Raw genomic sequence first — 24331 nt, 5'->3', positions numbered from 1 at the left:
CTTATGTCATACAGAAAAGAACAGGTAATAACTAAACAGCAAGAACAATTTTTAGCCTCCGTACAAAATCTTGATTTTGTGCCGGAAGTCCCCATTGAAGAATTACAAGATTTATTCGATTCGATCATGAAAGATGGTTTTCATGGAATCTGCTTCAGTATGTATGAAGATGGTCAGAAACCAGGAGACCATATTACAGAAGAGCAGGTGCGACGTCGTATGACCATTCTAAAACCGCACATCAAGTGGGTTCGTTCGTTTTCATGCATTGAAGGCAACGAGTTCGTTCCAAAAGTTGCGAAAGAATTAGGGATTAAAACTTTGGTGGGAGCCTGGATAAGTGACGATAAGGAAAAAAACAGAGAAGAGTTGGATGCGCTTATAGAAATGGCAAATAATGGGCTTGTAGATATCGCCGCTGTTGGAAATGAAGTTTTATACAGAGACGATATCCCTCTTGAGGAATTAAAAGAACATATCCAAGAAGTCAAAGATTCTATTCCTTCACATATTCCCGTAGGTTATGTTGATGCTTATTATGAATTCTCCGTACATCCGGATTTAACAGACATGTGTGATGTTATTTTATCCAATTGTTATCCGTTTTGGGAGAAATGCCATCATGACTATGCGTTAACCCATATGCAGCAAATGTTTGGTCAGGCCATGAACGCTGGAAGAGGTAAAAAAGTAATTATCACCGAAACAGGCTGGCCTAGTAAAGGAGAAAGTTTAGGCGGTGCAGAACCGTCGTATGAAAATGCGCTTAAATATTTCATTAACACACAGTTATGGTGTAAAAAAGCAGGAATTGAAAGTTTTTATTTTTCCTCTTTTGACGAGTCCTGGAAGGTTGGAGCAGAGGGTATCGTAGGCGCCTACTGGGGTCTATGGGATAAAAACGAAAAAATAAAGTATGTAAAGAAATAGAAAGCGTATAGTTTTTGTATGGGTTAATTTAACACTGTTGCGTTGTAGTTATTACTATATTTAAGAAAATTATTATTAATCCTTTAAATTTTTACTATGAAAAAAATTACTTATTTATTTTTATTGATGGTAATTCCTTTTGGAATTATGGCTCAAGAATTACCGCTAGATTTTGAGGTTGCAGAGGATGATTCTTTTTCTGGCTTTAATGATGCTACAGCAAATGTAGTTGAAGATCCAACAGATCCTACAAACCAAGTTTTAGAGTTAACCAGTGCAGGGAATGATTTTGATGGAGCTAGCATTAATTTAGCTACATATGTAGATTTATCTGACGATTCAAATAATACGATTACATTGAGGTTTTGGTCACCAGATGCTACTACAAGAACACATTTATTGAAATTTGAAGGTGCAACTAATGGTCCAGGTGCTGCCGAGCTTTATTTCGACACCACGATTGACGGATGGCAAACCATTACACTTGATTTTCCAGCTGGATTAGCAAATGATTATCCAACGCTGGTCTTATTTGCAGACGCTGGAGTTGGTAATACCGCAACTGGTACATATTACATAGATGATATTGATGGACCAAACGGAGATCCAGTTCCTGAGCCCATTGAAGATATTACCGTTTCTGCGCCAGACCCAACTGAAGCAAATTCAGATGTTTTAAGCATTTATAATGATACAAACAATTATACGAACATTTGGGTACCTGAGTATTCTTTTGGAGAAGCTTCATTTGTTGATATTTCAGGCAATCAAACAATAAAAATAGACTTTTCTGCAGCAGGTTGGGGCCAAGGTAGAGAGCCTTCAAATCTTGTTGATATAAGTCAATACGATAGAGTTCATTTCGATTACTACGTTGACGATAGATTTGATCCAGGATCTATGGGTGAACAAGTGCTTTTTATTTTAATAGATAACGATGGCGGAACTAACGAATATAATTATGAACTTACATTAGGAGGAAGTGATGGTACTTTACAAGTTGGTTCATGGGTCAGTGTTGATGTACCGCTATCTTTTTTCGAAAACTTGGGTTTTGATAAATCACTTTTTTTCCAGTATAAATTAGGAACAACATCTGATTTATACTCTAAAATCGTTTATTTTGATAATATCTATTTCTCAAGCGATACTCCTTTAAGCAACAATAAATTTACTCAAGCTGAATTTAAAGTTTATCCAAATCCTTCTAAAGGAGATTGGAATATTAGAACGACAGAGACTATTAAAAGTGTTCAAGTGTATAATATCACAGGACGTTTAGTGAGAGAGGTAAATGTGAATGCTTCAGAAGCTGTGATAAACACGAATGGTTTATCTAGTGGAGTGTATTTAGCTAAGGTTTCGAATGAGTTTGATCAGACGAAAACTATTAAATTAATAAAAGAATAAATTCAATAAATTAGCCAAAAAGCGTATGTTTGATATGATCGAGCATACGCTTTTTTATTTTTTTCAATATGATAACATTAAAAGAACTTGCTAAACAGCTCAACGTTTCTGTATCTACAGTCTCGAAGGCACTCCATGATGCTAAAGATATTGGTGAGGAAACCAAAAAAAGAATCAAGGAAGCGGCAGAGCTTTATAATTACAGACCCAATAAAACTGCACTCGCACTCAAAGTCAATAAAACCAACACTATTGGTGTTGTTGTGCCAGATATCTTAAACCCTTTTTTTGCAAAAGTTCTTCATGGTATAGAAGAGTATGCAACCATTAAAGGTTATGATACGATCATCTGTGTAAGTCACGAGCAGCTCAAAAAGGAAGTAAAAAGCGTAGAATTAATGCTACAAGGGAGAGTGGATGGTTTTATAATTTCCCTGTCAACAGAAACCCTTTCAAAACAAGATTTTCTTCATTTGGATCAGATCAGTCTCAATAAAAAAGATTTGGTGTTATTTGATAGAACGACTTCTGAAATCAACTGCGATAAGGTTGTTATTAATGATCAAAAGTCTATCTACGATGCCACAAGAATTTTGATTTCAAAACAAAAGACCAAAATTGCCTTTGTGAGTTCTATTGAAAACTTACCTATTGGTTTGCTGAGAAAAGGTGGTTACCAGAAAGCACTTATAGATCATGGTTTGGAGCCAGATCCAGATTTAGAATTGGACCTTACAGGATCTTCACAGCCACACAGTCTTATCAAAGCTTTTCTTTCCTTACATGATTTTGATGCTGTTATCTCAGCGGATAACACCTCTTCCCTCATGTTTCAAAGCATTGTCCAGTCAGAAAAACCTGAGATGATGAATAAAATCATGTTGATAGGGTTTTCAGACGAAAAAAATGCCTTATTGAGTTATCCTAAAATCAATTATATTGATCAGAAAGCCATGAAAATCGGTGAAAAGGCTGCAGAAATGCTTATCAAGCGTATTGAGTCCAAAGAAATTGATGCCAAACCGGTGACTTTTGAAATGCCATTTGAGATTCATATTTCTTAAGCTGAATTTTAAGCTCAAACTCATTTAAAATGAAAATCATTAAAGAATTTAAAGAATTTGCCATCAAAGGCAATATGTTCGACATGGCTATCGGTATCATCATTGGTGCTGCCTTTAGCAAGATAGTGACCTCTTTGGTAAATGACCTCATCATGCCTTTGCTCGGTGTGGTATTAGGAAACATCAATTTTAAAGAATTGAATATAGTTTTGAAAGAAGAAGTCATTCAGGATGAAATCGTCATACAGCCAGCCTTAAAGCTAACTTATGGCAACTTTATTCAAACATCTATAGATTTTCTAATTATTGCACTTTGTATTTTTCTGGTGATTAAAGGTTTAAACCGACTCAGAACTAAAGCTCAGGACGAAACCAACCCTGTTGTTTCAACCCCAAAAGACATTCAACTTTTGGCGGAAATCCGCGATTTATTGAAAGATCGAAAAGAGTCTTAGAATTTAAAGTTGACATTGAGCATTACAATCCGCGGTAATAACCTGTAACTGGTTGTGCTTGTTGAAATATCACTTATGGAGAAGTTGGTGAAGGTTTGGGTGTTGAATAGGTTTTTGGCACTTAATCCAAAATTCAATGCTTTGTCTTTAGTGATATACATCGCCGAAAAGTCTGAAAAGTAATACGTGTTATTGCCAGAATCCAGATTTCCGAAGTAATAACGCTCCGTATTTAAGGTCATATTAAATCGATCTGAAAAGACATAACTCAAATCCAGAAAGGAAAAATTATCTGTATTGCTAAACCTGTTTCTGAAATTGCTCTGAGTGGTTTTAACTTCTGAAGTTCTAAATTCAGTTCCCAGATGATAATTAAACCCCGATAAAAATCCAGATCTTAACTCAAGCCCATACACAAAGCTTTGGTTATTTATTTCTCTTGCTCCTGAAGCATTGACAAAGTTGACAAAATTGATTTGACTATAATTGAGTTTTAATTTTAAATTGGATGAAAACGCCTTAATGTATTTATCTATAGTCGTGTTTACAGAAATGAGTTCCTGGTCTTCTATCAAAAGTTTTTCAGAAAGTTGAAAATCTTGCTCTATAGTAGATCGGCTACTAAAGAAATCATGATTTTGCATATAATTGATCGTAGCATTAGCAAAAAATTTATCTCCAAAATTGCCTAATCGATACGTCAGCAGGTAATTGGAAGCATTCAGCTGAGTAGGCTCGGCAATACCCCGATTGAATCCCCGGAAATTGGTTAAAATATTATTTTCATAGACATCTATAATGGAGGCATTATTGGTTGAATAAGTGTAATTACTTATGAATGTGTTTTTAGAATTAAGTTTCCATCGTAAACCTAAACTAGGTTGTAAATAGAATAAACTTTGATTCTGTTCTGGTAAATCATTTTGAGATAAGCTATTCACTAGTTGATGAGCAGATAGATTTCCTATAAATTTTAAGTCTTCTGTAACAGGATAAAGGTATTTAGTTTTTGCATAGGCATTCAATACCGTATAAGTCGTTTCATTCTGGAAATCTCGAGGCAAAATGATATCATTTTCGGCTTCATCACGTAGTTGAAATGAAGAACTCAAATGGTCTTCTCGGTAAGTAAGACCTGTAATAAACTCAATGAGCTGTTCATTGTCTTTGCGTTTTTTATATTCAGCTTCGGTGCCGTAAAAATTCATTTGATTTTTACTCGATTGACCAACTGCATCTGCATCTTGAGTGTTTTCAAACAAATCTTCAAATAGAAATTGATTATTAACATAAGATTGAGGTCTTTCTTCATTGATATATCTAGCGCTTAGTAACACCACTTCCTTTTCATTCAGCTTATGCGTGTAAAGTAGTTTTTGATCGATAAGCTGGTTATCGCTTTGTAAGTTTTCTAAAGTGGAATTACCATTAAACACCAGACTACTCTCAGAATTTCCATCACTACTGTTGAAACTTCCTGTGTATTCCAGCATAATGTTATCCTCAATATCATAGGTATAATCGAGTTTTCCAAAACCTAGAAATTTTGTTTTATTTAGAGAAAAATCCTCTGTGTTGGTAAAGTTTTGTTCATCTAGAACAAACTGTGTGGTCTGGTTTCTAAAGAAGTCCTGTTCATCCCAATTGAAAAAACCTATACTTCTAAGTTTCATCTTTTCAGAAAGATTATGAATTGCATTCAGAGAGACTAAACGCGCATCATTAAAATTAGTTCGCTCACGTTTAAGTTGAGGTACATCAGTACTAAGACCCAGCAAGGCATTTGCCCTTTCGCCATCGCCTACAGTTCCAGATTGATTAAAACGCATAGGCCAAATCATCTGGCTTATGTCTCCAATAGCATCTACTCCTATGTTATTGGAATTGGCCAAAAAATAGTATTTACTTTTCTGTCCAAAGGACATTAAGTTCGCTCTGTTTTTATGATAGAACTCATCAAAACCACCTGCACCTAAATCTGCATTCCCAAACCATTGCTGTTTGTAATCCTCTTTGAGCTCAATATTCATGGCAACGCGGTCGCTTTCTTCTATGCCTTTTAGTAAGCGATTGTGAGAATACTTATCATAAATTTCAATTTTATCCACAGCATCCGACGTCATATTTTTACTCAGGACTTTATAGCCTTTTTCAAACAAGTCATCTCCGCCTACCATCAAGCGTTCAATTTCGCGATCCCCCACTTTTATGGTACCGTCGCTTTCTACACTAACCCCAGGAAGGTTTTTAAGTAAATCCTCTACAACAACCTCGGTCCCACGCCTAAAACTATCAGCATTGAATATAACAGTATCTTTTTTTACAGAAATAGGTCGCTCGTCTTGTATAATGACCTCTTCTAGTTGAAATTCTTCTTCAAATAGCATAGCATTAACCACAAGCGACTCCTCACCGCTGAGGTTGACTTGGATTTCCTTTTTGGCATAGCCCATAGAAATATATGCCAATTTTAAAGTTCCTATTTTGTCAATAGAAAGTTGGTAGTTTCCATCTTGGTTGGTAGAGGTAAATTTAAAGATTTTATGTCCTTCTGCTTCCTGAAGCAACACGTTGGCGTAAGCAATAGGTTGGTTTAGGCTATCGGTAACTTTACCTTGAATTTGGGTTTGGGAATAACAAAACATTCCTACCAATAAAGATAGGAATGTAAGTAAATAATTCAATAGGTTTTGCTTTTTCAATAGCAGTTCAATTTTCCTCCCATTCATATTTTCTTTCTAGGTCTTCTTCTCTATGGTGAACGGTTTTAAAGCTATTACCTCTTCCTCCTAACTTGGTATTCCTTATTTTAGTTTTTTCATTTCTTAGTTCTTTAGAGAGTCCTATTGCTTCCTCATAAGTCATTTTTGAAGCATCATCTTGTATAACAGGATTAAGATCGCTTTCTGTGAGTTCAACATTAAGATTGATTTTGGTAACTATCCAATTAAATTTTTGATCTTCATCATACATTCTTAAAATTAAACCTGGTAAACCATATAATTTCCAAGGCCCAAAGCCAATAGGAATTTCTGGAGCAAACCAAGCAATAAAAGTTCTACCTCTAAAATGAGTAATCGCTTTTACCACTTGGTAATTTCCAATGCTATCCACTTCATTGGTGATTTCCCAATCATATTTAAGATTTGAGTCATAAATAATTTGTTGAACGTTTCCTTTTGAAACGGATTTTAAAATTTCATTCTTATTTTGATTAATGAACCAATTTATATCTGACTCTTCTGGCTTTTCGATGATTGAAATCTCTCCATTTTCGTTTATACTTGCTCCATGTTCATACTCTTGATTAAGTTGAGGCTTAAAATGAGATTGCTTTGCGATATCATTATTTGCATGTAGTATAGATTTTGTATTACTTTTTATGTATGTGGTTTCAGATATTTGTGCATACTCCACAATAACAGAATTTTGGCTAAATAGCAAAGATGAACAAGTATAAAGGAAAAAATATAAAATGGGCTTCATTAGTGGTTAATAATTTAAGTTCATAAATCTTCTAGCTCTTGATAGACAATCTAAATTTCCAAATCCATTATTATCTACTTCACCTAAATAATGATATTCAGTATCAGTAGTATAGCAATTACAAAATTCATCATACGAACTACTTGTTACGGAAACTATACAGCTTCTTACTAATTCAGTATCACTCTTGCTTAAATCTGCATCTGCGAAACTAGTTACTCCAATGAATAAAAATGCTAATGCAAAAAATAAATTTTCATTTTTTTGTATTTAATAAATTGATACTCAGTTTAACAACATAAGCAGGTTGAAACTTACTTTCTATTGAGTATTTAATTAGAAAAGTAATTCGAGTTCCTCATGAAAAACTTATCTTTGAAATGCTTAAGAGACATGGTTTTTCAATGTCAATACTGGGGAGTGTTTCTACCTTGTAGAAGCATTATCTTTTTTTGGTTTTTACTATCTTATATTCTTATTTTTATAAAGTTATGATGAACAATTCTTCTATAGTTACGGTTCAACCGTAATTATGTTACGGGAAAACCGCACTTAACGTTTGTTGAGTGTTTTTATGTAGAAAATTATTTCTCAACCCCCCTTCAAAATCCAGTTTTTCAATTTTAGTTACATAAATCTCCCAAATCTTCACAGTTTAATAATCATCTTGAAGTCCAGACATACCTTAACGAAATCCCAAACTTTAGTATATTTACTCCTTAAATAGATAGGATATGGGATTTATCACTGCTACTGAAATTGCTAATGGACTTAATTTATCAAAGTTCGGAATACTCGGTAATGTCATGGGCAGCTTTATCATGCAAACCACTCGGATTTCAGAATTAAATGAAATTTACGATCAGTATGCGCATTTGGAAGGGGTGGAATTTATCAATGCGGTTTTACTTCACCTGGATGTTCACTTTGAAATCCCTGAAAAAGACCTGAAGCGCATCCCTAAAACGGGTCCCTTTGTCACCATTTCCAACCATCCCTTAGGAGCCATAGATGGACTTATTTTGCTCAAATTACTTCTGGAACAACGCCCAGATTATAAAGTGGTAGCCAATTTTCTGCTGCATCGCTTAGAGCCTTTGAGGCCATACGTTATGCCCGTGAATCCTTTTGAATCCAGAAAAGAAGTCAAATCGAGTGTAGGGGGTATAAAACAAGCTTTGTCTCATATTCAGTCAGGGAGTCCTTTTGGGGTTTTTCCTGCGGGTGAAGTGTCTACGCATCTCGAAGATCGTCGGGTGGTAGATAAACCCTGGTCTACAGAGGCGATAAGATTGATTAAAAAAGTGGAGGTGCCTGTAATTCCAGTATATTTTCATGCCCGGAATTCAGCTTCTTTTTATCGCCTGGCCAAGCTCAACGATAGCTTAAGAACTGCCAAATTACCCGGAGAAATGCTAAAGCAAAGCCATAGACCCATTCGTGTAAGAATTGGAAATTCGATTTCAGTTCAGGATCAAAGTGTTTTTGAAGATCTTACAGATTACTCCAATTTTTTGAGACGTAAAACTTACTTCCTGGCGAATTCTTTTGAAAAGAAAAACTTATTGGGGAACTTCCCTAAACAAATCAAATTTCCTTTGAAGCGTCCGCCGAAATCTATCGCTGAAGAAATGGCGACAGAAGCCCTGGAGAAAGAGGTGCAAACTTGTAGAGACGAATCCAGACGGCTTTTGGTCAGTAATAATTATGAGGTTTTTATTTCTGAACGCAAACACATTCCCAAGATTGTTATGGAGCTGGGACGGTTGAGGGAAATCACCTTTAGGCAAGTGGGCGAGGGCACCAATAAATCTTTGGATCTAGATAAGTATGATAATTATTATCAGCATATGTTCTTGTGGGACAACCAGGCTAATAAAATAGCGGGAGCCTACAGAATGGGTTTGGGTCGGGACATCTATAAAAATCACGGTATTGATGGGTTTTATTTGAATGAGCTTTTTCGCTTTGAGCCTGAATTACATAAGATGCTGAGCCAGTCTATTGAAATGGGACGTGCGTTTATTACTTCAGAATATCAACAAAAACCTATGCCTTTGTTCTTACTCTGGAAAGGCATTGTGCATTGTACGCTGAGGTTTCCAGAACATAAATACTTGATTGGTGGAGTAAGCATTAGTAATAAGTTTTCCAATTTTTCAAAATCCATGATGATTGAGTTTATGAAATCCAATTATTATGATCCCTACGTAGCTCAATACGTCAGACCAAAAAAGGAATTTAAAGTTAAATTAAAGGACGCCGATAAGGATTTTGTTTTTGATTCTACCCAGGCTAATTTGAATAAGTTTGATAAATTTATCGAAGAAATAGAACCCGGAAACTTAAGGTTGCCCGTATTGATTAAAAAATATATTAAGCAAAATGCAAAAGTGGTAGCCTTCAATGTCGATCCTTTATTCAACAATGCAATAGATGGCTTGATGTACATCAGAATTGAAGATATACCTGAAAGTACTGTAAAACCAGTTATGGAAGAATTCCAGGCTGAATTGGAACAACAAAATAAAATTTAATATTATGTCAACTATATTTTCAAAAATAATTTCAGGCGAAATTCCTTCGTATAAAGTTGCAGAAACCGATGAGTTTCTCGCTTTTTTAGATATCAATCCCAATGCTAAAGGGCACACGCTTTGTATTCCGAAGAAAGAAATCAATAAGATATATGACTTGGATGATAAAACGTATTTAGACTTAATGACCTTTTCTAGAAAAGTTGCGGTGGCCCTCGATACTACCATCGATTGTAAGCGTGTAGGAATGGCTGTGGTTGGCTTGGAAGTGCCTCATGTACATGTTCACCTTATTCCTATTAATACAATGGATGACATGCGTTTTGAAAAGAAAGATTCTTTTTCGGAAGAAGAATTTAAAGAAATTGCAAAATCCATCAGTGAAAACGTGAAGTTATAAATGCAGGAAATTGAACGTAAATTCTTAGTAAATTCTAATGCTTTTAAAAGTGAGGCATCTCAAAGTAAACGAATCTCTCAGGGGTTTTTGAATTCACATAAAGAAAGAACTGTTAGAGTTCGAGTTATCGATGACAAAGGTTTTCTAACCATCAAAGGGAAAAGTTCAGAATCTGGACTTTCCAGATTCGAATGGGAAACTGAAATTCCTTTCGAAGAAGCCAAAACCCTTCTAAAGATTTGTGAACCTGGACAAATAGAAAAGACGAGATACTACATCAATGCCGATCAACACGTTTTTGAAGTAGATGAGTTCTATGGAGATAACCAGGGTCTTGTCGTGGCAGAAATAGAATTATCTGAAGAAAATGAGGCTTTTGAAAAACCAGATTGGCTGGGTAAAGAAGTGACTGGTGAGGTAAAATATTACAACTCCATGTTGTCAAGTCATCCTTATTTAAGTTGGTAAATTGATTTTCGACTCACTATTCCGGACTTGCAACAACGGTCATAATTCCTAAAGACAGCTTTTTTTGTAAAAGTTTTTTTGGCATAAAACCGATCATATCTGCGACAAAGGGTACGATTTCATCTTCCATGCTTTTATCCCAGGCTATGCCTTTTTCTTCCATTTTACTCATCCACTCTATGAGGTAAGGATCCATAGTTCCATAGCTGAAACTTTGTTCCACTTTCCATCCACTTTTGTTGAGCATTATCTCTAGATTATTTGGCGAAAATAAGGACGTATGTCTGGGAGTGTGCCAGCCGGCCCAGTGCTTTCCGAATTTTTTTCTACTTGACGAGTCAAAATTGGGAACTTCAATGATCAGCTTTGTAGAAGATTTTGAGATGGACTTTAGATAACTCAGGTTTTCCGAAGGAAAATAATCGTGTTCCAAATAGTGCCACATAGTGATGACATCCGGTCTTAATTTTTCAGATAAATCCCGAACTTCACCGATCTGTAATTCTATATTTTGGTATTTATGGTTTTGGTTGCTCCACCCTTCATTGGAGAAATCAATTCCTAAAGTCTGACAGTTAGATTTCTCTTTACTTAGTTTCAAAAAACTGGGTTGACCACAGCCCACATCCAGCAGTAAAGATGAAGAGTTGAGTTTTTGGACACTATTTACAAATTTCAATTTTCTTAAATCAAGCTTCCTGAGACTGTTATTTACCAATTTTCCATATTTACCCCATGCTTCTGCTCCACGATAAGGCAAATAATATTTTGTATAGTAATTTTTAAGCTGCTCCGGCGACACTTTTGGGTTCAAAAAGACAAATTCGCAATCTGTGCATTGGTCAAACTTAAAAACTTCCTTGTCGGAATGCATTTGCGCAGAAGTAGATATAAAATGGTGTACTTTTTCTGAACTGCAAACAGGACAGTTTTCAATTTTTCTCATGTGCACAAACTTAATCTAATACTATTCTTTATAGATTTAAACAGTTTGTAAATTCTACTTATGAATGTTTACTTTTATGTTCAATGTTATACATCTCATAAAAAAAGTTTTTAAAGGACTAGTTTGTTATTTTAGGGCTTAAATAGAGATTATTCAGATCCTAGAAAGTAAGAGTAATTCCAAAGTTTATATCATGGTATAACCTATCTATAGGCACCAATGGATCTGGGTCGTATATATTTTGATAAAGCAATCTGAGGCCCAGGAATTTTGTGATGTTGTAAGTTAATTCAAAACTACTTGCAAGCCTGTAATTTGAAAAAAAAGATGAAAAGGCCGGTTGGTAATAGCCACTTATGTCTAGATCGAACAAAGAGCCAAATTTTTGCTTAAAACTTATGTAGGAATTAGCTCGTATTTTACTTGACTCAACCGGGTCTGTATTAGGAGGTAATAATTCTTCCTTTACTCCGGAATAACCCCACCGTTCAAACTCGTAAAAGCTACCAATAGCAAAGAATAAACCTGTACTCTTTTTCTCAAGAGCTCTCCATCTAAAATTCATTCCTGAGGCATATTTCTCTTTGAGACCTCTCACTTCATTCCAATGTATCTGGAAGAAAGGTTCAAATGCAATTTTTTTATTTTGAAGATTCATATATTCTAAATATAAAAATCCACCACTTAGAATATCTTCATCACCAAAAAAACTGTATTCAACTCTGTTGGCTATCGTAAATGCATGTTTATTTATTCTTAGAGATACATCTGCAGTATTGCTTATTTCTAAAAAGTCATCTTTCAGATTACGGTACCTAAAACTTGGCGTGAAATTACCTTTTACGGTTTTAGATGTGTCAATTACAACGTTGAAGTTTTCTGTATGCAGAACCTGAGTAAATGCTTTAATATTTGACAGGAAAAGAGTTAGTACAACAGAGGCGGAGATAAGAGTTTTATTCATTTTTTTTTAAAAAAAGCGGCTATACCACGAAAGTATAGCCGACAAAAATCTTGTTAGGAAAAGAGAGATTTAATTTTAGCTAGACCGTCTTCAAATGAGTCTGACGCAGATGAAAATGCATCTTTTGCTTCCTCCCATTTGTCTTCAGCAGCATTCTCTAGTTCAGAGTATTTATTTTCTAAGTCAGATTTATTTGACTCTAACTCTTTAAGAGCTTCATCATAATCAGACTTTGCATCTTCTTTTGCAGATTCTCTCTCTGCTTTTACTTCATTGATTTTTGCAGAAACTTCGTCGATTTTTTGGTTTGCTTTAGCTTTGAATTCTTCTTTGTTCATGATATTAAAATTTAAGTATTAATAAAAGTGTTTGAATTTTTTAGTCTGATACTAAATTTACTATAATTTACTATTTTTTATTTTTCCTAAGATTTAATCTTGAAATTTCTATGCCATCCGGAAAGCACCCTCCTTCTTCGTCTTCAGCAGTAATTAATATCTCCATTGGCTGGTAAGGAAAGGATGCTGTATAAGTGGATTTTACTGCGTTTTCCTGATTAAAATGTCCTACATTTCTAAGTGTTCCTTTTTTAGACATCATCCATATGACATAATTCTTCTTTGGCTTTTCTAATCTCTCAGGAGCAGCTAAGTTTTTTGCTTCCAGAGTTACTAAATAGTTAGGATCCTGTTGCTCTTTTATCTCAGCAGTAATATCTGCTGCAGGTGTTACCTTTGATACCGGGAACTCGTAGGTTTCTGAACAGGAATTTATAATGAATATTAAGGCTGCAAGTAGTGTGAATTTTATGCTTTTCATATGCTTAGTATTGAAAATGCTGAATTTATAAAGTTTATTTGTCTAATTTGATTTTTAAAGAGTTTGAAGATTCATAATTTTTTAACTCAACGATAGAAGCTGGCAAGCTAAAGCCCTCAGAAGTTAAGGCTGCAACCACTTTATTCATGACCTCAGAACGAACACTTTGATGTACAGAACGCTTTTTTGATTTAAATGTATCTACCCAGAATCTTATTTTTAGATTGATGGTATTAGTTGCCAACTCGTCAATAGCTATGGTAGGGTTTTTATCTCCTTTTAGGACGTCTTCGGTCTGGTTGAGAGTTTTTTCAATGATTTCAGTTGCTCTGGTAGGACTGTTTTCATAGGCAATACCCACTATAAATTCATATCTTAAAAAACCATCAATAGTGTAATTGAAAAGTGGGCTCTTCAGAATGATAGAATTCGGTAAAAAAACATCTTTCCCATCTGGTGTTTTTATGAGAGTTTCGCGAATGCTGATATCCTTGACAAAACCGACAATTTGATTTACTTCTATCAGATCATCTAGCCTGAAAGGACTTTTAAAGGCAAGAATAATACCGGCTAAAAAGTTTTCTCCAATGTCTTTTAAAGCAAAACCGATAACGAAGGTTAACAATCCTGCACCTGCCAGAATTTTATTTGTGAAAGAATCGAGTCCAAGCAAATAAAGCGTAATCAATATCACAGCAGTTTTGATAACGAAACTGATGATTTGAGATATAAACGTAGCTGTGATTCGGTTTGGAGACTTCTTAACCAAACGTAATTTTATCCTTTGCTTTACAAAATTGGCTATCAAAAACCCTACAATTAAGAAAAGCAGGGTTAAGCCAAGATTGATGTAATTTGTCTCAAAGTAAAAAATCACATCTTCATAAAACTCCTCAGATCTATTCATAGGTTTTTAAAGAAATTAAGTAGACTCAAGATCCATCACTGCTGGTTTTCTTCCATTTCTTTTTTGAAAGTTGAAACACTTTTGTCTAAAGCAGATTTAAGCTGAATAATTTCGGACTTTAACTCTTCTTTTTTCTCGCCAGATGCATTTTGAAAGGCTTCAAGCTTTTTGTCCAGTTCAGTTTTTTGATTGGAAATCTCTTGCTTTTGTTCTTTGTATTTATCTTGAAGGTTATCACTTAGATTGTTGTACTGCTCTTCGGCTTCTTTGGTTCTGTCTTCAACATCATTTTTTAATTCTTCGACTTTATTGCTTAAGTCCTCCCACTTTTCTGCACTATACTCTTTAGACACCTCAATGACATCATTCATTTCTTTCTGTACATCTTCAGAAGTCGTCTTTTCATCTTTATTTGATGAATTACAGGCAACTAATAAAGTTAAAACGATAAGTATCGTAAATATTGATTTTAATTTACTCCACCCTTCTTCAAAAGAATCAAAAGCAGAAGAAAACTTTACTTTAGACTCTTCCCATTTGTCTTCTGAAGTAGTTTTCAATTCTTCAAATTTCGATTCCAGATCAGTTTTTTTAGCTTCAAATTCTGCTATTGCCTTGTCGTACTTTGTTTCAGAATCTTCTTTAGCAGATTCTTTTTTAGCCTTTAATTCATTGATTTTTGCAGAAGCCTCATCTATAAGTTGTGCTGCCTTTGCTTTATATTCTTCTTTATTCATTGTGTAAGATTTTAATTATTCAGTTTAAATTTATAGATATTAAGATAGTCAATTTTCAGATTCTAATCTTAATTTCTTTACTCTTCTTCAAAATTTTTGACTTCGATATCATAGTCAGAGCCTACAATATCTTCTTTGCTTATCCAGTACTTAGATGTTAACACATGATACTTATTCTTTTCAGGATTTTTTATGGTCCAGATGAATTTGTGAGCATCTTCAAATTTTACACTAGCTTCAAGTTGATCCGCGAAAAGTCTTTTTACAAGGCTTCTATTGTTGAGGGCTCCCGCAATTACTTTTGCCAGGATTTCTCTGTCTTCTCCAATGTCAATTCCATCGTCTTCCACAACTTCAAATTTTAGAAGTGTAGCTTCAGTATTAGGAAAAGTACCGTTATAAGCCTTGTATAAAAGCTGATTGATGTTGAATAAATCGTAGTGCAAACTAGGTTCGGGATATTCTTCAGCCACTTTATCGTTAGTCATTTCATGAGATATAGAATGAATTTGGCCTTCATTCAGTTGATCGCTCAATTTGTAGGTTAGAATAATATTGGCAGCTTCGTTCGGCTCAAAATCTGAAATGGCCATGAAAAGCATTTCTCTCAAATTTTCATCCTTAACCTCATCAGCTTCGGGGAAGTCAAACTCTTTTAGTAAAGCTGAGTAATCTTCATTTGACCAATAAGAATCGAGTTCGTTTAGGGTTTTGGCTTCTAAAATCTTTACTTTCATATCTTATTTATCAATTTTAATTTGTTCATTTTCTGGCTTGATGTACACTTTAATCTCAACTCTTCGCTCTGTCGGAATAACTTCACTCGACGCAAATGTATCCCCAAAATTTTGCACATAAATTTTATGGACAGGTACAACTTTGGCCATGAGTTCCTTTATGTATTCCAGCCTTCTATCCGTCAAAGCCTTATTGATGCTTTGGTTTCCCGAAGCATCGGTATAGCCGGAAAGCATAATTTTTCCTACAGGCTTACTTTCTAGTACTTCCTTTAGTTCCTTCATCACATCGTTGGAAGGTGCTGTTTTACCTATATCATAAAATGCAGTAATACTTAGAGAATCAACCTCCTTTGTTTTATAAACAGGGACTTCATTTACCTTATATATGGTATCCGTTTTTTGTTGTAAAAGCGCCTTCTGAGTAAGCTGTTCTTTAAGTTGTTTAATCGTATCATTCTGAGAATTTAGCTTTTCGTAAACAGCTTTATCACTCTTGTTTTCTAAAACTATTGTTTCTTTTACAGGTACCTCTTTTTCGATGTAGACAGTATCTCGTTGCTGTGGAATAGTTATCAGAGGCTGGATTGCATTATTTTGTGGTCTGGCAGGTTCATGCCTTACAACTTCTTTGTAAACAGACTCAAAACTTTCATCACTGCTTTTTTCTACTTCTCTAGACGGAACTTCTTTTTCTATATAAACAGGCTCCCTATCTTGCTGAACTTTTTTACGAGACTCTGATTTTTGAGACTCTAAGCGCTCTATCCGGTTTTTTAAATCGTCGTTTTCAGATTCGGTTTTTTCTGAAAAATTAGCGTTTGTATTCCTGTAAATTTCTTTTACAATAAAGACTGTATCCGTTCTCTGTGTCTGATTTCGGTCGGTATTCGCTTTATTATAATTTTCTGCTTCTTCCTGAGTCTTTTTTTCTCCAGATACAATTTGAAGTTTCTGTGCCCTGGTTAAAGTGAAAGAACTGTCTCTAAGGTACATTGAATTTTTATCTTCAGTGATCTTCTGTTGTAGTTTTTTAAACTCTTTATTCTGTGCGTCCAGACTGATTTTGTTTACAGAATCTTTAGTCTTAGAACCTGACACGCTATTGCCTTCTGTTGATTTTGTATCCTCTCTCATACTGTTTTTACGAGAATGATTCTTAAGTAACGAAGAGGTATTTTCGTAAATAAGTTTTTTTGAATAGACACTATCAGAAGAGATGTTCATAACTCTTTTTTGTTCATGAGGACTTACTACTGAATCTGTAGGATCCACTTGAGTTAAATCAACTTTCTCTGGCTTTATTACTTCAGTTTCTACAGGAAATTCAAGTGCTGAGTCACTATCAATATACAATCCTGTGTAGCTCGTACTCTGAATACTGCAGGCAGTGATTGAAACGACCAGAACAAGTGAATAAACCAGTGCTTTTATTTTCTTATTCCCATCCATAGGTCAAGTTCTAAGGCTAATCCAGCCGTTGGTATGATAGATAATTTTTCAAGATTTTCGGTTCCTTTTTCTCCAAGTATGAGGATGCCTGCGTTAAAACGTACCACTTTAAACATTCTAAAGCCTAAGCCAGTGTAGATTGGAAGATCTACTCCAGGAGTTACATACTCTGTTCCCTCTGCGTCTTCAATAGGTTCGAGTAAAACTCCTAGAGAGAATCCAAACGAATCGAAAATACGAGATTTCATTGCTAGCTTACTTTTGTTGTTGAAAGGAATGGTAATGCCAACTCCAGGGGTGAAATCAATATTTTCAACAGATGAACTGTTGATATCCACAGATTTGCTCCAGGCGTACATGCCAACATTTACTGGTAAAGTGAAGCGTTCTTTATCTGTCTTTACTGATTTTATATTTACCAGCTTATAATGCTGTACAATATCACTATTGATAAAAGGAGCAAGTTCAGTGCTTATTAATTTCACAAGGTGATCTACTTTTTCTTGGATCAATTCGTTCGCTTTTTCGCTTTTCTCATCTCTGGTCGTTTTCTTAAAAAATCTACTGAATTTAAAATCATTTTGTTTTTCTAATTCCTGTAGTACCAAAGACGAAGGAGATTCTACAGAAATCATGTTTTTAGATTCATGGTATTTTAATGATTCTTTTACTAGTTTTTCTAGCTCTTCGTAAACGTTTTTGGGCTTGTTTACATTTACATTTTTTCCATCGTAATACATGTTATTCATCAAGAGAAAACGTATTCTGCTTTCAAGATTTTCAAGCAATTTTGACTTTTGCGAATTAGATAACAGCTTGTAGGTGATGATTTCAAAATCATATTTTGTATTCGATCTTAAAACTGGTGGAACGATGATGTTGAAGGTTTCAGAAGAGTTCCTTTCTATTCTATTCCATAGATAAGAATGCAGGGTGTAATCTTTCTCTTCGTAAGAGATATTGACTTTTACCATCTCTATATCCTTTCCAGCTTCGCCTACTATTGAGAGGGTTTCATCAAATGGTATTCTTGGAGTGTTATAAAATGTTCCAGATTCAAAATCAATTTTAACGCTTCTTTCTTGTGAATAAGATACAGTTAGGGAACAAAGAAGTAAAAGAGTCGTAAGTAATGTTTTATTCATGTTTAATAGTTTATATAAAGGGTTTGTAAATTATAAAGCTTTAGTATGAGCTTCAGAATTAATTTATTTTTTTAATTGTGAATGTCTAATTTCTGCTTTTATTTTCGATAGCAAGTTTCTTTAGCATTGAAAAAATCAAACCTCCGGAAACCGCACCTAAAACATACAACAGTATACTTGCAGCAGATAGGGGTATTTCTAGCTGCCATTTGATAAATTTTAAGCTAACGGTTTCCATATTTTGGAACATGAAAATAGTAGCTGCTATTATGATTATCAGTAATAAAATGGATTTAAGAGTGCGCATTAGGGGTCGATTATTAGGGGTAATTTATTTCTATTTTAAAATATAAGTTTCAGTATTTAATCAATGGTAGAAGAGTAGAACGGTAGAACTCAAGTTCTTGATTGGCATGCACTTAAATTTCTAGTAAATGTATAATAGAAATACATTTAAATCTTTCTTTTTTGAAAAGTTCACCCGATTGAGATAAAAAAAAAGCTTTTTAAGAGTTTTTATACTTGCCAGGGGTAGTTCCGAAGCGTTGTTTGAACCTAGTGCTGAACATTGATGTGCTTTTATAGCCACAAAAATTAGCAATTTCTTTTATGCTTAGATCGCCATCATCTATGAGAGCTTTTGCTTTATTCAATCGCTCCAGTCTTATAATGTCAGTGAACGTTTTGCCATATAATTTTCTAAATCCAGTTTTAAGCTTTGTTTCATTTGTACCTATTTCTCGAGAAATTAAAGACAATGTCAGTTTTTTCTCAAGATTGTTATGAATGTATTCTTTTGCTTTTTTGATTACAGGCACGTCTTGCTTTCTTAGGACTTTTTTACTGTAACCTTCAGAGGTTTCTTTGTCAAACTGTTCGGATTGAAGCCAAAGTAATTCAAGAGCTTTGGACTCCAAAAAGAATCGCTTCACCATCCCTTCTTTTTCAGTGTTTACTATTTCTGAAATAGTTTCGCTGATGTCTAAAGTGTAAAGGCTGTGATAAATAAAATGATCATCCATTTTCTTATTCATCAATACATTACCTATTTGTTTAGGTAAGCTAAAAAAATCTGATTTCAAATCAATAGAAAAGCTTTGAGTTTCAACCTGCAGAAACAAGAGCTCAATGTCATTCTGGACAGGGAATGTAAATAGTTGATTTTCGCCACCTTTTGCTGCGACCATACAAGAAAAGTTGTCTGTAAGCCTATAACGAATATTTGGAGATACATTATGAATTAGCTCTCCTTTCCTTACAAAGAAAAATCTCAAATAATTATTTTTATCTTCTTCAAAATCAAGTTCTAGTAAAGAGCTGATATCTCCTTTTAAAATATTAAAATTAAAACCTTTGTCAAATTCATAGCTAATAAGATTGAGATCTCCTATTCCATTTGCAATTCGGGTCTTAAGCTCAAAACCTCTTTTAGAGTCAATAGTATGAAGGTTTTGATTTAATGCGGTATGTAAACCTAGGGCATTATTTTTTTCTATTTTTATTTTCATTAATAGTAAAAACTGAGTACAAATTCAATTATTTTATTTTAATATACAAATATCGTTGTTTAAATTTTAAATTACATTTTGAAAGGTAAACTCAAAGCTATTAGAACTAGATGTATAATTAATAACTGAAATTCAATTAGTGTTTAAACGATCAAAGCACAGAGAATTCCGTGCTTTGATCGTTTAAAAAATGTACGGTTTATTTTACTGCTTATTTTTTGCTTCTATGCTAAGTGTTGCATGAGGTACTAAAATCAAACGCTCTTTACGAATCAATTTTCCTGTTTCACGACAAATACCAAAAGTTTTATTTTCGATACGAATCAAAGCATTTTGAAGATCACGGATAAATTTTCCTTGTCTTATGGCCAATTGAGAATTTGCTTCCTTGCTCAAAGTGTTGCTGCCTTCGTCAAAAGATTTGAAAGTAGGAGCAGTATCTTCAGTATCGTTACTGCTGCCGTTTTTATATGCGTCTTCGTAAAGATTGAGTTGATTTTTAGCTTTTTCAATTTTTTCTAAAATCAACTTTTTAAACTCTGCCAATTCTTCGTCAGAATAGCGCTCTTTATTGTTTTGTTCACTCATTTTAATTCTGTTTTTCAATTGCTAAAACGGTCTTGACATCGTCAAATTCTATCTCTAGACCATTTTTCACGTTTGTAGTTAAATTAATAGCGTTAGTTAGTGTTTCAGTTTTAATATAGTCAAGATTTTGGTGAACAGCTTTAGATATTTTTTCATCCTCTTGAAGTTCAATATTTATTCTGTCCGTCACTTCTAGTCCGGAGTCTTTTCTTAAATTTTGAATTCTGTTTACCAATTCTCTGGCGATGCCTTCATTTACCAATTCTTCGTTGAGCGTCACATCAAGCGCGACCGTCAAGCCATTTCCACTAGCTACCAGCCAGCCTTCAATGTCTTGAGAAAGTATTTCAACTTCATCAATGCTTATTGAAGTCTTTTTACCATTCACTTCTAGTTCGATAGACTTGTTTTTTTCTAAATCAGTAATGTCTTTAGCTTCCATCTTCTGTATGGCATGAGCTACATGCTTCATGTCTTTCCCAAATCGCGGTCCTAGGACTTTAAAGTTGGGCTTGATATCTTTAACCAAAATTCCAGAGGTGTCATCAATAAATTCAATAGTTCTGACATTAATTTCTGATTTTATCAAGTCTGAAACTTCTGCAATTTGTTCTTTGATTGTCGGATCCAAAGCCGGAATCATAATGCGTTCCAAAGGTTGTCTTACTTTGATCATTTCCTTTTTTCTCAAGGATAAAGCTAAAGACGATATGCTTTGTGCCATCTGCATTTTATGTTCCAAACTTTTATCAATCAACTCTGGATTTTGCTTTGGGAAATTAGCCAAATGTACGCTCTCTTTGTGATCTCCAATACACGTTGATGTTAAATCTTTGTAGAGCCTATCCGAGAAAAATGGAGCCACTGGAGCAGAAAGTTGAGCGATAGTTTTCAAACACGTAAACAGAGTTTGATAAGCTGAAACTTTATCAGTTTTGTAGTCTCCTTTCCAGAAACGTCTCCTGCTCAATCGCACGTACCAGTTACTCATATTTTCCTGAACGAATTCTGAAATCGCTCGCGTCGCCTTAGTCGGCTCGTAGTTGGCATAAAAGTCATCCACAGTTTGGATGAGTGTATTCAATTCTGATAAAATCCAGCGATCAATTTCAGGTCTGTCTTTTCTGTCGATGTCTTTTTCTTCATACTGAAAGTTGTCCAGGTTTGCGTACATAGAAAAGAACGAGTAGGTGTTGTAAAGCGTTCCAAAGAATTTACGTTGAATTTCTCCAATACCTTCCAGATCGAATTTCAAATTATCCCATGGATTGGCGTTTGAAATCATATACCAACGCGTAGCATCGGGACCATAGGTTTTTAAAGTCTCGAAAGGATCTGCAGCATTGCCCAAACGTTTGGACATTTTCTGTCCGTTCTTGTCTAAAACTAAACCGTTTGAGACCACATTTTTGTAGGCCACATCGTCAAAGATCATCGTTGCGATAGCATGCAATGTGTAAAACCAACCTCTGGTTTGGTCAACTCCTTCAGCGATGAAATCGGCAGACCTCCAGGTGTTTTCTACTTTCTCTTTATTTTCAAAAGGATAATGCCATTGGGAATAAGGCATGGACCCTGAATCAAACCAAACATCGATCAAGTCGGCTTCGCGTTTCATGGCCTGGCCAGAATCAGACACTAAAGTGATCTGATCAACGGTATTTTTATGTAAATCAACTTTCTCGTAATTTTCTTCACTGAAATTGTCGACTTCAAAGCCTTCAAATGGATCTTTGTCCATGACACCAGCTTTTACTGCTTTTGCAATTTCTTCTTTAAGTTCTTTTACAGAACCTATTATTTTTTCTTGTTTGCCATCTTCCGTTCTCCAGATGGGCAGAGGAATTCCCCAATACCGCGATCTGGATAAGTTCCAGTCGTTAGCATTGGCCAACCAGTTGCCAAATCGACCTTCACCAGTTGCCGCAGGTTTCCAGTTGATGGTCTTGTTGAGTTCATGCATTCTGTCTTTGAAATCAGTTACTTTAATGAACCAGGAATCCAACGGATAGTAGAGGATAGGCTTATCAGTTCTCCAGCAGTTAGGATAGGAGTGAACATATTTTTCGACCAAAAAGGCTCTGTTTTCTTCTTTCAGCTGAATAGCGATTTCCACATCTACAGATTTCTCTGGAGTTTCGCCGTCTTCGTAATATTCGTTTTTGACGTATTTGCCTGCGTAAGGTCCAACTTCTTTTCGGAAGCGGCCTTTCAAGTCGACAAGCGGAACCAAATTATCATTTTCATCTTTTACCAAAAGTCCTGGAACTTCGGGTTGAGCTTGCTTACAAACCATGGCATCGTCTGCACCAAACGTAGGGGCAGTGTGCACGATTCCTGTTCCATCTTCTGTGGTTACAAAATCTCCGGCAATCACACGGAAGGCATTTTCTGGATTGTGGTAAGGCTTAGCAAAAGGCATCAATTGCTCATATTGAGCTTCAATCAAGCTTTCACCTTTAAATGCTTCGGTAATGAAATAAGGTATTTTTTTGTCGCCTTCCTTGTAGTTTTTAAGCTCCTCTTCAGATTCGACCTTTACAAACTTCTTTTTAAAAAGCTTTGGAATCAACTCTTTGGCGGCAATCACATTTGAAGGTTCAAAAGTATACTGGTTATAAGATTTGACCAATGCATAGTCAATCTTTTTACCAACCGTTAAAGCTGTGTTACTCGGTAAAGTCCAGGGAGTTGTCGTCCAGGCTAGTAAGAACACATCGCCATTAACCTTTTGAAGCTGTTGAGGTAAAGTATCTTTTTTAGCTTTAAACTGTGCTGTCACTGTGGTGTCCGACACATCTTGATAGGTTCCAGGCTGATTCAGTTCGTGAGAGCTCAAGCCCGTACCAGCTTTTGGAGAATACGGCTGAATGGTATATCCTTTATAAATCAATCCTTTTTTATAGATTTCTGACAGCAACCACCACACAGTTTCCATGTATTTGGATTTGTAGGTGATATAAGGATCATCCATATCGACCCAATAGCCAATTTTCTTGGTGAGGTCGTTCCATACATCGGTGTAGCGCATGACAGCCTCCTTACAGGCGTTGTTGTAATCTTCTACTGAAATTTTGGTACCTATGTCTTCTTTAGAAATTCCAAGTTCCTTTTCGACCTTTAGCTCCACAGGTAAACCGTGAGTGTCCCAGCCAGCCTTACGTTTAACTTGAAATCCCTTCTGAGTTTTATAACGGCAAAAAATATCCTTGATGCTTCGGGCCATGACGTGGTGAATACCCGGCATGCCATTGGCAGACGGAGGCCCTTCGAAAAAGATGAAAGGCTCAGCGCCTTCGCGCTCATCCATACTTTTGTCGAAAATGGCATTTTCATCCCAAAAACTCATGATGTCTTCTGCTACTTTTGGGAGGTCAAGTCCTTTATACTCAGGAAATTTCTTGCTCATTTTTGCTATTTTTCTAATGATTTGCGAAAATAAGGATTTATTCCAAATTGACCCTCAGTCTTTTGAAAATCTGAGAATGAAGTTATCGTTAAATCTAAGAGGGGTTGTTTTAGTTAGTAATTGGTAGGTTTTAGTCAGGAGAAAGGAATAAGAAATTAAAAGACACATAAGTATTTAGAATTTGATGATTGGTATTCGATATTTTGAATTGTGGGTTAATTAGTTTGTGAGCCTTTGATTTGCTAAGTGATGAGGACTTTGAGCGGAGAGTTCGAGAAGTAGTTAGTAGGTTTAAGGAGTTAGGTATTAGGAGTGTTTAGTTTTAAAATACAATTTTGAAACTTTAGATTTGAAATAAAAAATCAATCT

At 35.1% G+C, this 24331-nt stretch carries 22 protein-coding genes; 7 read left to right on the top strand and 15 right to left on the bottom strand.

The window, feature by feature from the left end; genetic code table 11:
• Positions 1 to 3: 3 nt before the first annotated feature.
• The 4 genes from LB452_RS01920 (at position 4) to mscL (ending at position 3859) form a co-directional block, all read left to right on the top strand.
• The gene (locus LB452_RS01920) at positions 4 to 930 is read left to right on the top strand and encodes a glycoside hydrolase family 17 protein (RefSeq protein WP_224460031.1); all 927 of its coding nucleotides are present in this window, start codon (positions 4 to 6) and stop codon (positions 928 to 930) included.
• A 96-nt stretch (positions 931 to 1026) separates the two neighbouring features.
• The gene (locus LB452_RS01915; RefSeq protein WP_224460030.1) at positions 1027 to 2340 is read left to right on the top strand and encodes a T9SS type A sorting domain-containing protein; all 1314 of its coding nucleotides are present in this window, start codon (positions 1027 to 1029) and stop codon (positions 2338 to 2340) included.
• Positions 2341 to 2408: 68 nt separating this feature from the next.
• Positions 2409 to 3404, top strand: coding sequence for a LacI family DNA-binding transcriptional regulator (locus tag LB452_RS01910; protein ID WP_224460029.1), 996 nt, complete (start codon positions 2409 to 2411; stop codon positions 3402 to 3404).
• Positions 3405 to 3433: 29 nt separating this feature from the next.
• On the top strand, positions 3434 to 3859 hold the full coding sequence (gene mscL / locus LB452_RS01905; RefSeq protein WP_224460028.1) for a large-conductance mechanosensitive channel protein MscL: 426 nt from the start codon (positions 3434 to 3436) through the stop codon (positions 3857 to 3859).
• Here mscL and LB452_RS01900 read toward each other — a convergent pair.
• Positions 3856 to 6588 (bottom strand): carboxypeptidase-like regulatory domain-containing protein, encoded by a 2733-nt coding sequence (locus tag LB452_RS01900; protein ID WP_224460027.1) that lies wholly within the window; start codon positions 6586 to 6588, stop codon positions 3856 to 3858. The two genes, mscL and LB452_RS01900, sit on opposite strands and share 4 nt — an antisense overlap.
• Positions 6569 to 7345, bottom strand: coding sequence for a GLPGLI family protein (locus LB452_RS01895; protein WP_224460026.1), 777 nt, complete (start codon positions 7343 to 7345; stop codon positions 6569 to 6571). Before LB452_RS01895 ends, LB452_RS01900 begins: the two co-directional genes overlap by 20 nt.
• A 734-nt stretch (positions 7346 to 8079) precedes the next feature.
• Here LB452_RS01895 and LB452_RS01890 point away from each other — a divergent pair.
• Genes LB452_RS01890 through LB452_RS01880 form a run of 3 tightly spaced genes read left to right on the top strand, consistent with a single transcriptional unit; the run spans position 8080 to position 10750 of the window.
• Positions 8080 to 9882 carry a GNAT family N-acyltransferase gene (locus LB452_RS01890; RefSeq protein ID WP_224460025.1) on the top strand — a complete coding sequence of 601 codons (1803 nt, stop codon included), beginning with the start codon at positions 8080 to 8082 and terminating at the stop codon, positions 9880 to 9882.
• A 4-nt stretch (positions 9883 to 9886) separates the two neighbouring features.
• A complete protein-coding gene (locus LB452_RS01885) occupies positions 9887 to 10282 on the top strand; it encodes an HIT family protein (RefSeq protein ID WP_224460024.1) in 396 nt (131 codons plus the stop codon).
• Positions 10283 to 10750: a CYTH domain-containing protein gene (locus LB452_RS01880; protein ID WP_224460023.1), complete on the top strand. Its 468-nt coding sequence runs from the start codon at positions 10283 to 10285 to the stop codon at positions 10748 to 10750.
• A 16-nt stretch (positions 10751 to 10766) separates the two neighbouring features.
• On the opposite strand, the gene LB452_RS01875 is transcribed toward LB452_RS01880, so the two are convergent.
• The 13 genes from LB452_RS01875 to ileS all read right to left on the bottom strand — a co-directional run bounded on the left by LB452_RS01875 (position 10767) and on the right by ileS (position 23962).
• Positions 10767 to 11696 (bottom strand): class I SAM-dependent methyltransferase, encoded by a 930-nt coding sequence (locus LB452_RS01875; protein ID WP_224460022.1) that lies wholly within the window; start codon positions 11694 to 11696, stop codon positions 10767 to 10769.
• 160 nt (positions 11697 to 11856) lie between these two features.
• A complete protein-coding gene (locus tag LB452_RS01870; RefSeq protein WP_224460021.1) occupies positions 11857 to 12660 on the bottom strand; it encodes a DUF481 domain-containing protein in 804 nt (267 codons plus the stop codon).
• A gap of 53 nt (positions 12661 to 12713) precedes the next feature.
• The gene (locus LB452_RS01865) at positions 12714 to 12998 is read right to left on the bottom strand and encodes a sll1863 family stress response protein (protein ID WP_224460020.1); all 285 of its coding nucleotides are present in this window, start codon (positions 12996 to 12998) and stop codon (positions 12714 to 12716) included.
• Positions 12999 to 13068: 70 nt separating this feature from the next.
• Positions 13069 to 13479, bottom strand: a complete 411-nt coding sequence (locus LB452_RS01860) for a hypothetical protein (protein ID WP_224460019.1) — start codon at positions 13477 to 13479, stop codon at positions 13069 to 13071.
• Positions 13480 to 13513: 34 nt separating this feature from the next.
• Positions 13514 to 14386 carry a mechanosensitive ion channel family protein gene (locus LB452_RS01855; protein ID WP_224460018.1) on the bottom strand — a complete coding sequence of 291 codons (873 nt, stop codon included), beginning with the start codon at positions 14384 to 14386 and terminating at the stop codon, positions 13514 to 13516.
• A 35-nt stretch (positions 14387 to 14421) separates the two neighbouring features.
• Positions 14422 to 15123 (bottom strand): sll1863 family stress response protein, encoded by a 702-nt coding sequence (locus LB452_RS01850; protein WP_224460017.1) that lies wholly within the window; start codon positions 15121 to 15123, stop codon positions 14422 to 14424.
• Positions 15124 to 15200: 77 nt separating this feature from the next.
• Entirely contained in the window at positions 15201 to 15860 is a 660-nt protein-coding gene (locus LB452_RS01845; protein WP_224460016.1) for a hypothetical protein, read from the bottom strand.
• Between the two features lie 3 nt (positions 15861 to 15863).
• A complete protein-coding gene (locus LB452_RS01840) occupies positions 15864 to 17312 on the bottom strand; it encodes an OmpA family protein (protein ID WP_224460015.1) in 1449 nt (482 codons plus the stop codon).
• Complete coding sequence (locus tag LB452_RS01835) at positions 17291 to 18457, bottom strand: hypothetical protein (protein WP_224460014.1); 1167 nt, start codon at positions 18455 to 18457, stop codon at positions 17291 to 17293. The genes LB452_RS01840 and LB452_RS01835 overlap by 22 nt, the downstream gene beginning before the upstream one ends.
• Before the next feature lie 85 nt (positions 18458 to 18542).
• The gene (locus LB452_RS01830; RefSeq protein WP_224460013.1) at positions 18543 to 18695 is read right to left on the bottom strand and encodes a hypothetical protein; all 153 of its coding nucleotides are present in this window, start codon (positions 18693 to 18695) and stop codon (positions 18543 to 18545) included.
• A gap of 268 nt (positions 18696 to 18963) precedes the next feature.
• Complete coding sequence (locus LB452_RS01825) at positions 18964 to 19965, bottom strand: helix-turn-helix transcriptional regulator (protein WP_224460012.1); 1002 nt, start codon at positions 19963 to 19965, stop codon at positions 18964 to 18966.
• Positions 19966 to 20169: 204 nt separating this feature from the next.
• Entirely contained in the window at positions 20170 to 20553 is a 384-nt protein-coding gene (locus LB452_RS01820) for a TraR/DksA family transcriptional regulator (RefSeq protein ID WP_224460011.1), read from the bottom strand.
• 1 nt (position 20554) lies between these two features.
• The gene (gene ileS, locus LB452_RS01815) at positions 20555 to 23962 is read right to left on the bottom strand and encodes an isoleucine--tRNA ligase (protein ID WP_224460010.1); all 3408 of its coding nucleotides are present in this window, start codon (positions 23960 to 23962) and stop codon (positions 20555 to 20557) included.
• Positions 23963 to 24331: the final 369 nt, after the last annotated feature.

Source organism: Psychroflexus longus, from assembly GCF_020164595.1.
In the GTDB taxonomy this organism is placed as follows: domain Bacteria; phylum Bacteroidota; class Bacteroidia; order Flavobacteriales; family Flavobacteriaceae; genus Psychroflexus; species Psychroflexus longus.
The sequence above is the reverse complement of the archived record's forward strand: the minus strand, read 5'-3'. Positions and strand labels throughout refer to the sequence as shown.

What these genes read in the sequence shown, in the direction of transcription:
- LB452_RS01920 (WP_224460031.1), top strand. Translation starts at nt 4, where the DNA reads ATGTCATACAGAAAAGAACAGGTAATAACTAAACAGCAAGAACAATTT.
- LB452_RS01915 (WP_224460030.1), top strand. Translation starts at nt 1,027, where the DNA reads ATGAAAAAAATTACTTATTTATTTTTATTGATGGTAATTCCTTTTGGA.
- LB452_RS01910 (WP_224460029.1), top strand. Translation starts at nt 2,409, where the DNA reads ATGATAACATTAAAAGAACTTGCTAAACAGCTCAACGTTTCTGTATCT.
- mscL (WP_224460028.1), top strand. Translation starts at nt 3,434, where the DNA reads ATGAAAATCATTAAAGAATTTAAAGAATTTGCCATCAAAGGCAATATG.
- LB452_RS01900 (WP_224460027.1), bottom strand. Translation starts at nt 6,588, where the DNA reads ATGAATGGGAGGAAAATTGAACTGCTATTGAAAAAGCAAAACCTATTG.
- LB452_RS01895 (WP_224460026.1), bottom strand. Translation starts at nt 7,345, where the DNA reads ATGAAGCCCATTTTATATTTTTTCCTTTATACTTGTTCATCTTTGCTA.
- LB452_RS01890 (WP_224460025.1), top strand. Translation starts at nt 8,080, where the DNA reads ATGGGATTTATCACTGCTACTGAAATTGCTAATGGACTTAATTTATCA.
- LB452_RS01885 (WP_224460024.1), top strand. Translation starts at nt 9,887, where the DNA reads ATGTCAACTATATTTTCAAAAATAATTTCAGGCGAAATTCCTTCGTAT.
- LB452_RS01880 (WP_224460023.1), top strand. Translation starts at nt 10,283, where the DNA reads ATGCAGGAAATTGAACGTAAATTCTTAGTAAATTCTAATGCTTTTAAA.
- LB452_RS01875 (WP_224460022.1), bottom strand. Translation starts at nt 11,696, where the DNA reads ATGAGAAAAATTGAAAACTGTCCTGTTTGCAGTTCAGAAAAAGTACAC.
- LB452_RS01870 (WP_224460021.1), bottom strand. Translation starts at nt 12,660, where the DNA reads ATGAATAAAACTCTTATCTCCGCCTCTGTTGTACTAACTCTTTTCCTG.
- LB452_RS01865 (WP_224460020.1), bottom strand. Translation starts at nt 12,998, where the DNA reads ATGAACAAAGAAGAATTCAAAGCTAAAGCAAACCAAAAAATCGACGAA.
- LB452_RS01860 (WP_224460019.1), bottom strand. Translation starts at nt 13,479, where the DNA reads ATGAAAAGCATAAAATTCACACTACTTGCAGCCTTAATATTCATTATA.
- LB452_RS01855 (WP_224460018.1), bottom strand. Translation starts at nt 14,386, where the DNA reads ATGAATAGATCTGAGGAGTTTTATGAAGATGTGATTTTTTACTTTGAG.
- LB452_RS01850 (WP_224460017.1), bottom strand. Translation starts at nt 15,123, where the DNA reads ATGAATAAAGAAGAATATAAAGCAAAGGCAGCACAACTTATAGATGAG.
- LB452_RS01845 (WP_224460016.1), bottom strand. Translation starts at nt 15,860, where the DNA reads ATGAAAGTAAAGATTTTAGAAGCCAAAACCCTAAACGAACTCGATTCT.
- LB452_RS01840 (WP_224460015.1), bottom strand. Translation starts at nt 17,312, where the DNA reads ATGGATGGGAATAAGAAAATAAAAGCACTGGTTTATTCACTTGTTCTG.
- LB452_RS01835 (WP_224460014.1), bottom strand. Translation starts at nt 18,457, where the DNA reads ATGAATAAAACATTACTTACGACTCTTTTACTTCTTTGTTCCCTAACT.
- LB452_RS01830 (WP_224460013.1), bottom strand. Translation starts at nt 18,695, where the DNA reads ATGGAAACCGTTAGCTTAAAATTTATCAAATGGCAGCTAGAAATACCC.
- LB452_RS01825 (WP_224460012.1), bottom strand. Translation starts at nt 19,965, where the DNA reads ATGAAAATAAAAATAGAAAAAAATAATGCCCTAGGTTTACATACCGCA.
- LB452_RS01820 (WP_224460011.1), bottom strand. Translation starts at nt 20,553, where the DNA reads ATGAGTGAACAAAACAATAAAGAGCGCTATTCTGACGAAGAATTGGCA.
- ileS (WP_224460010.1), bottom strand. Translation starts at nt 23,962, where the DNA reads ATGAGCAAGAAATTTCCTGAGTATAAAGGACTTGACCTCCCAAAAGTA.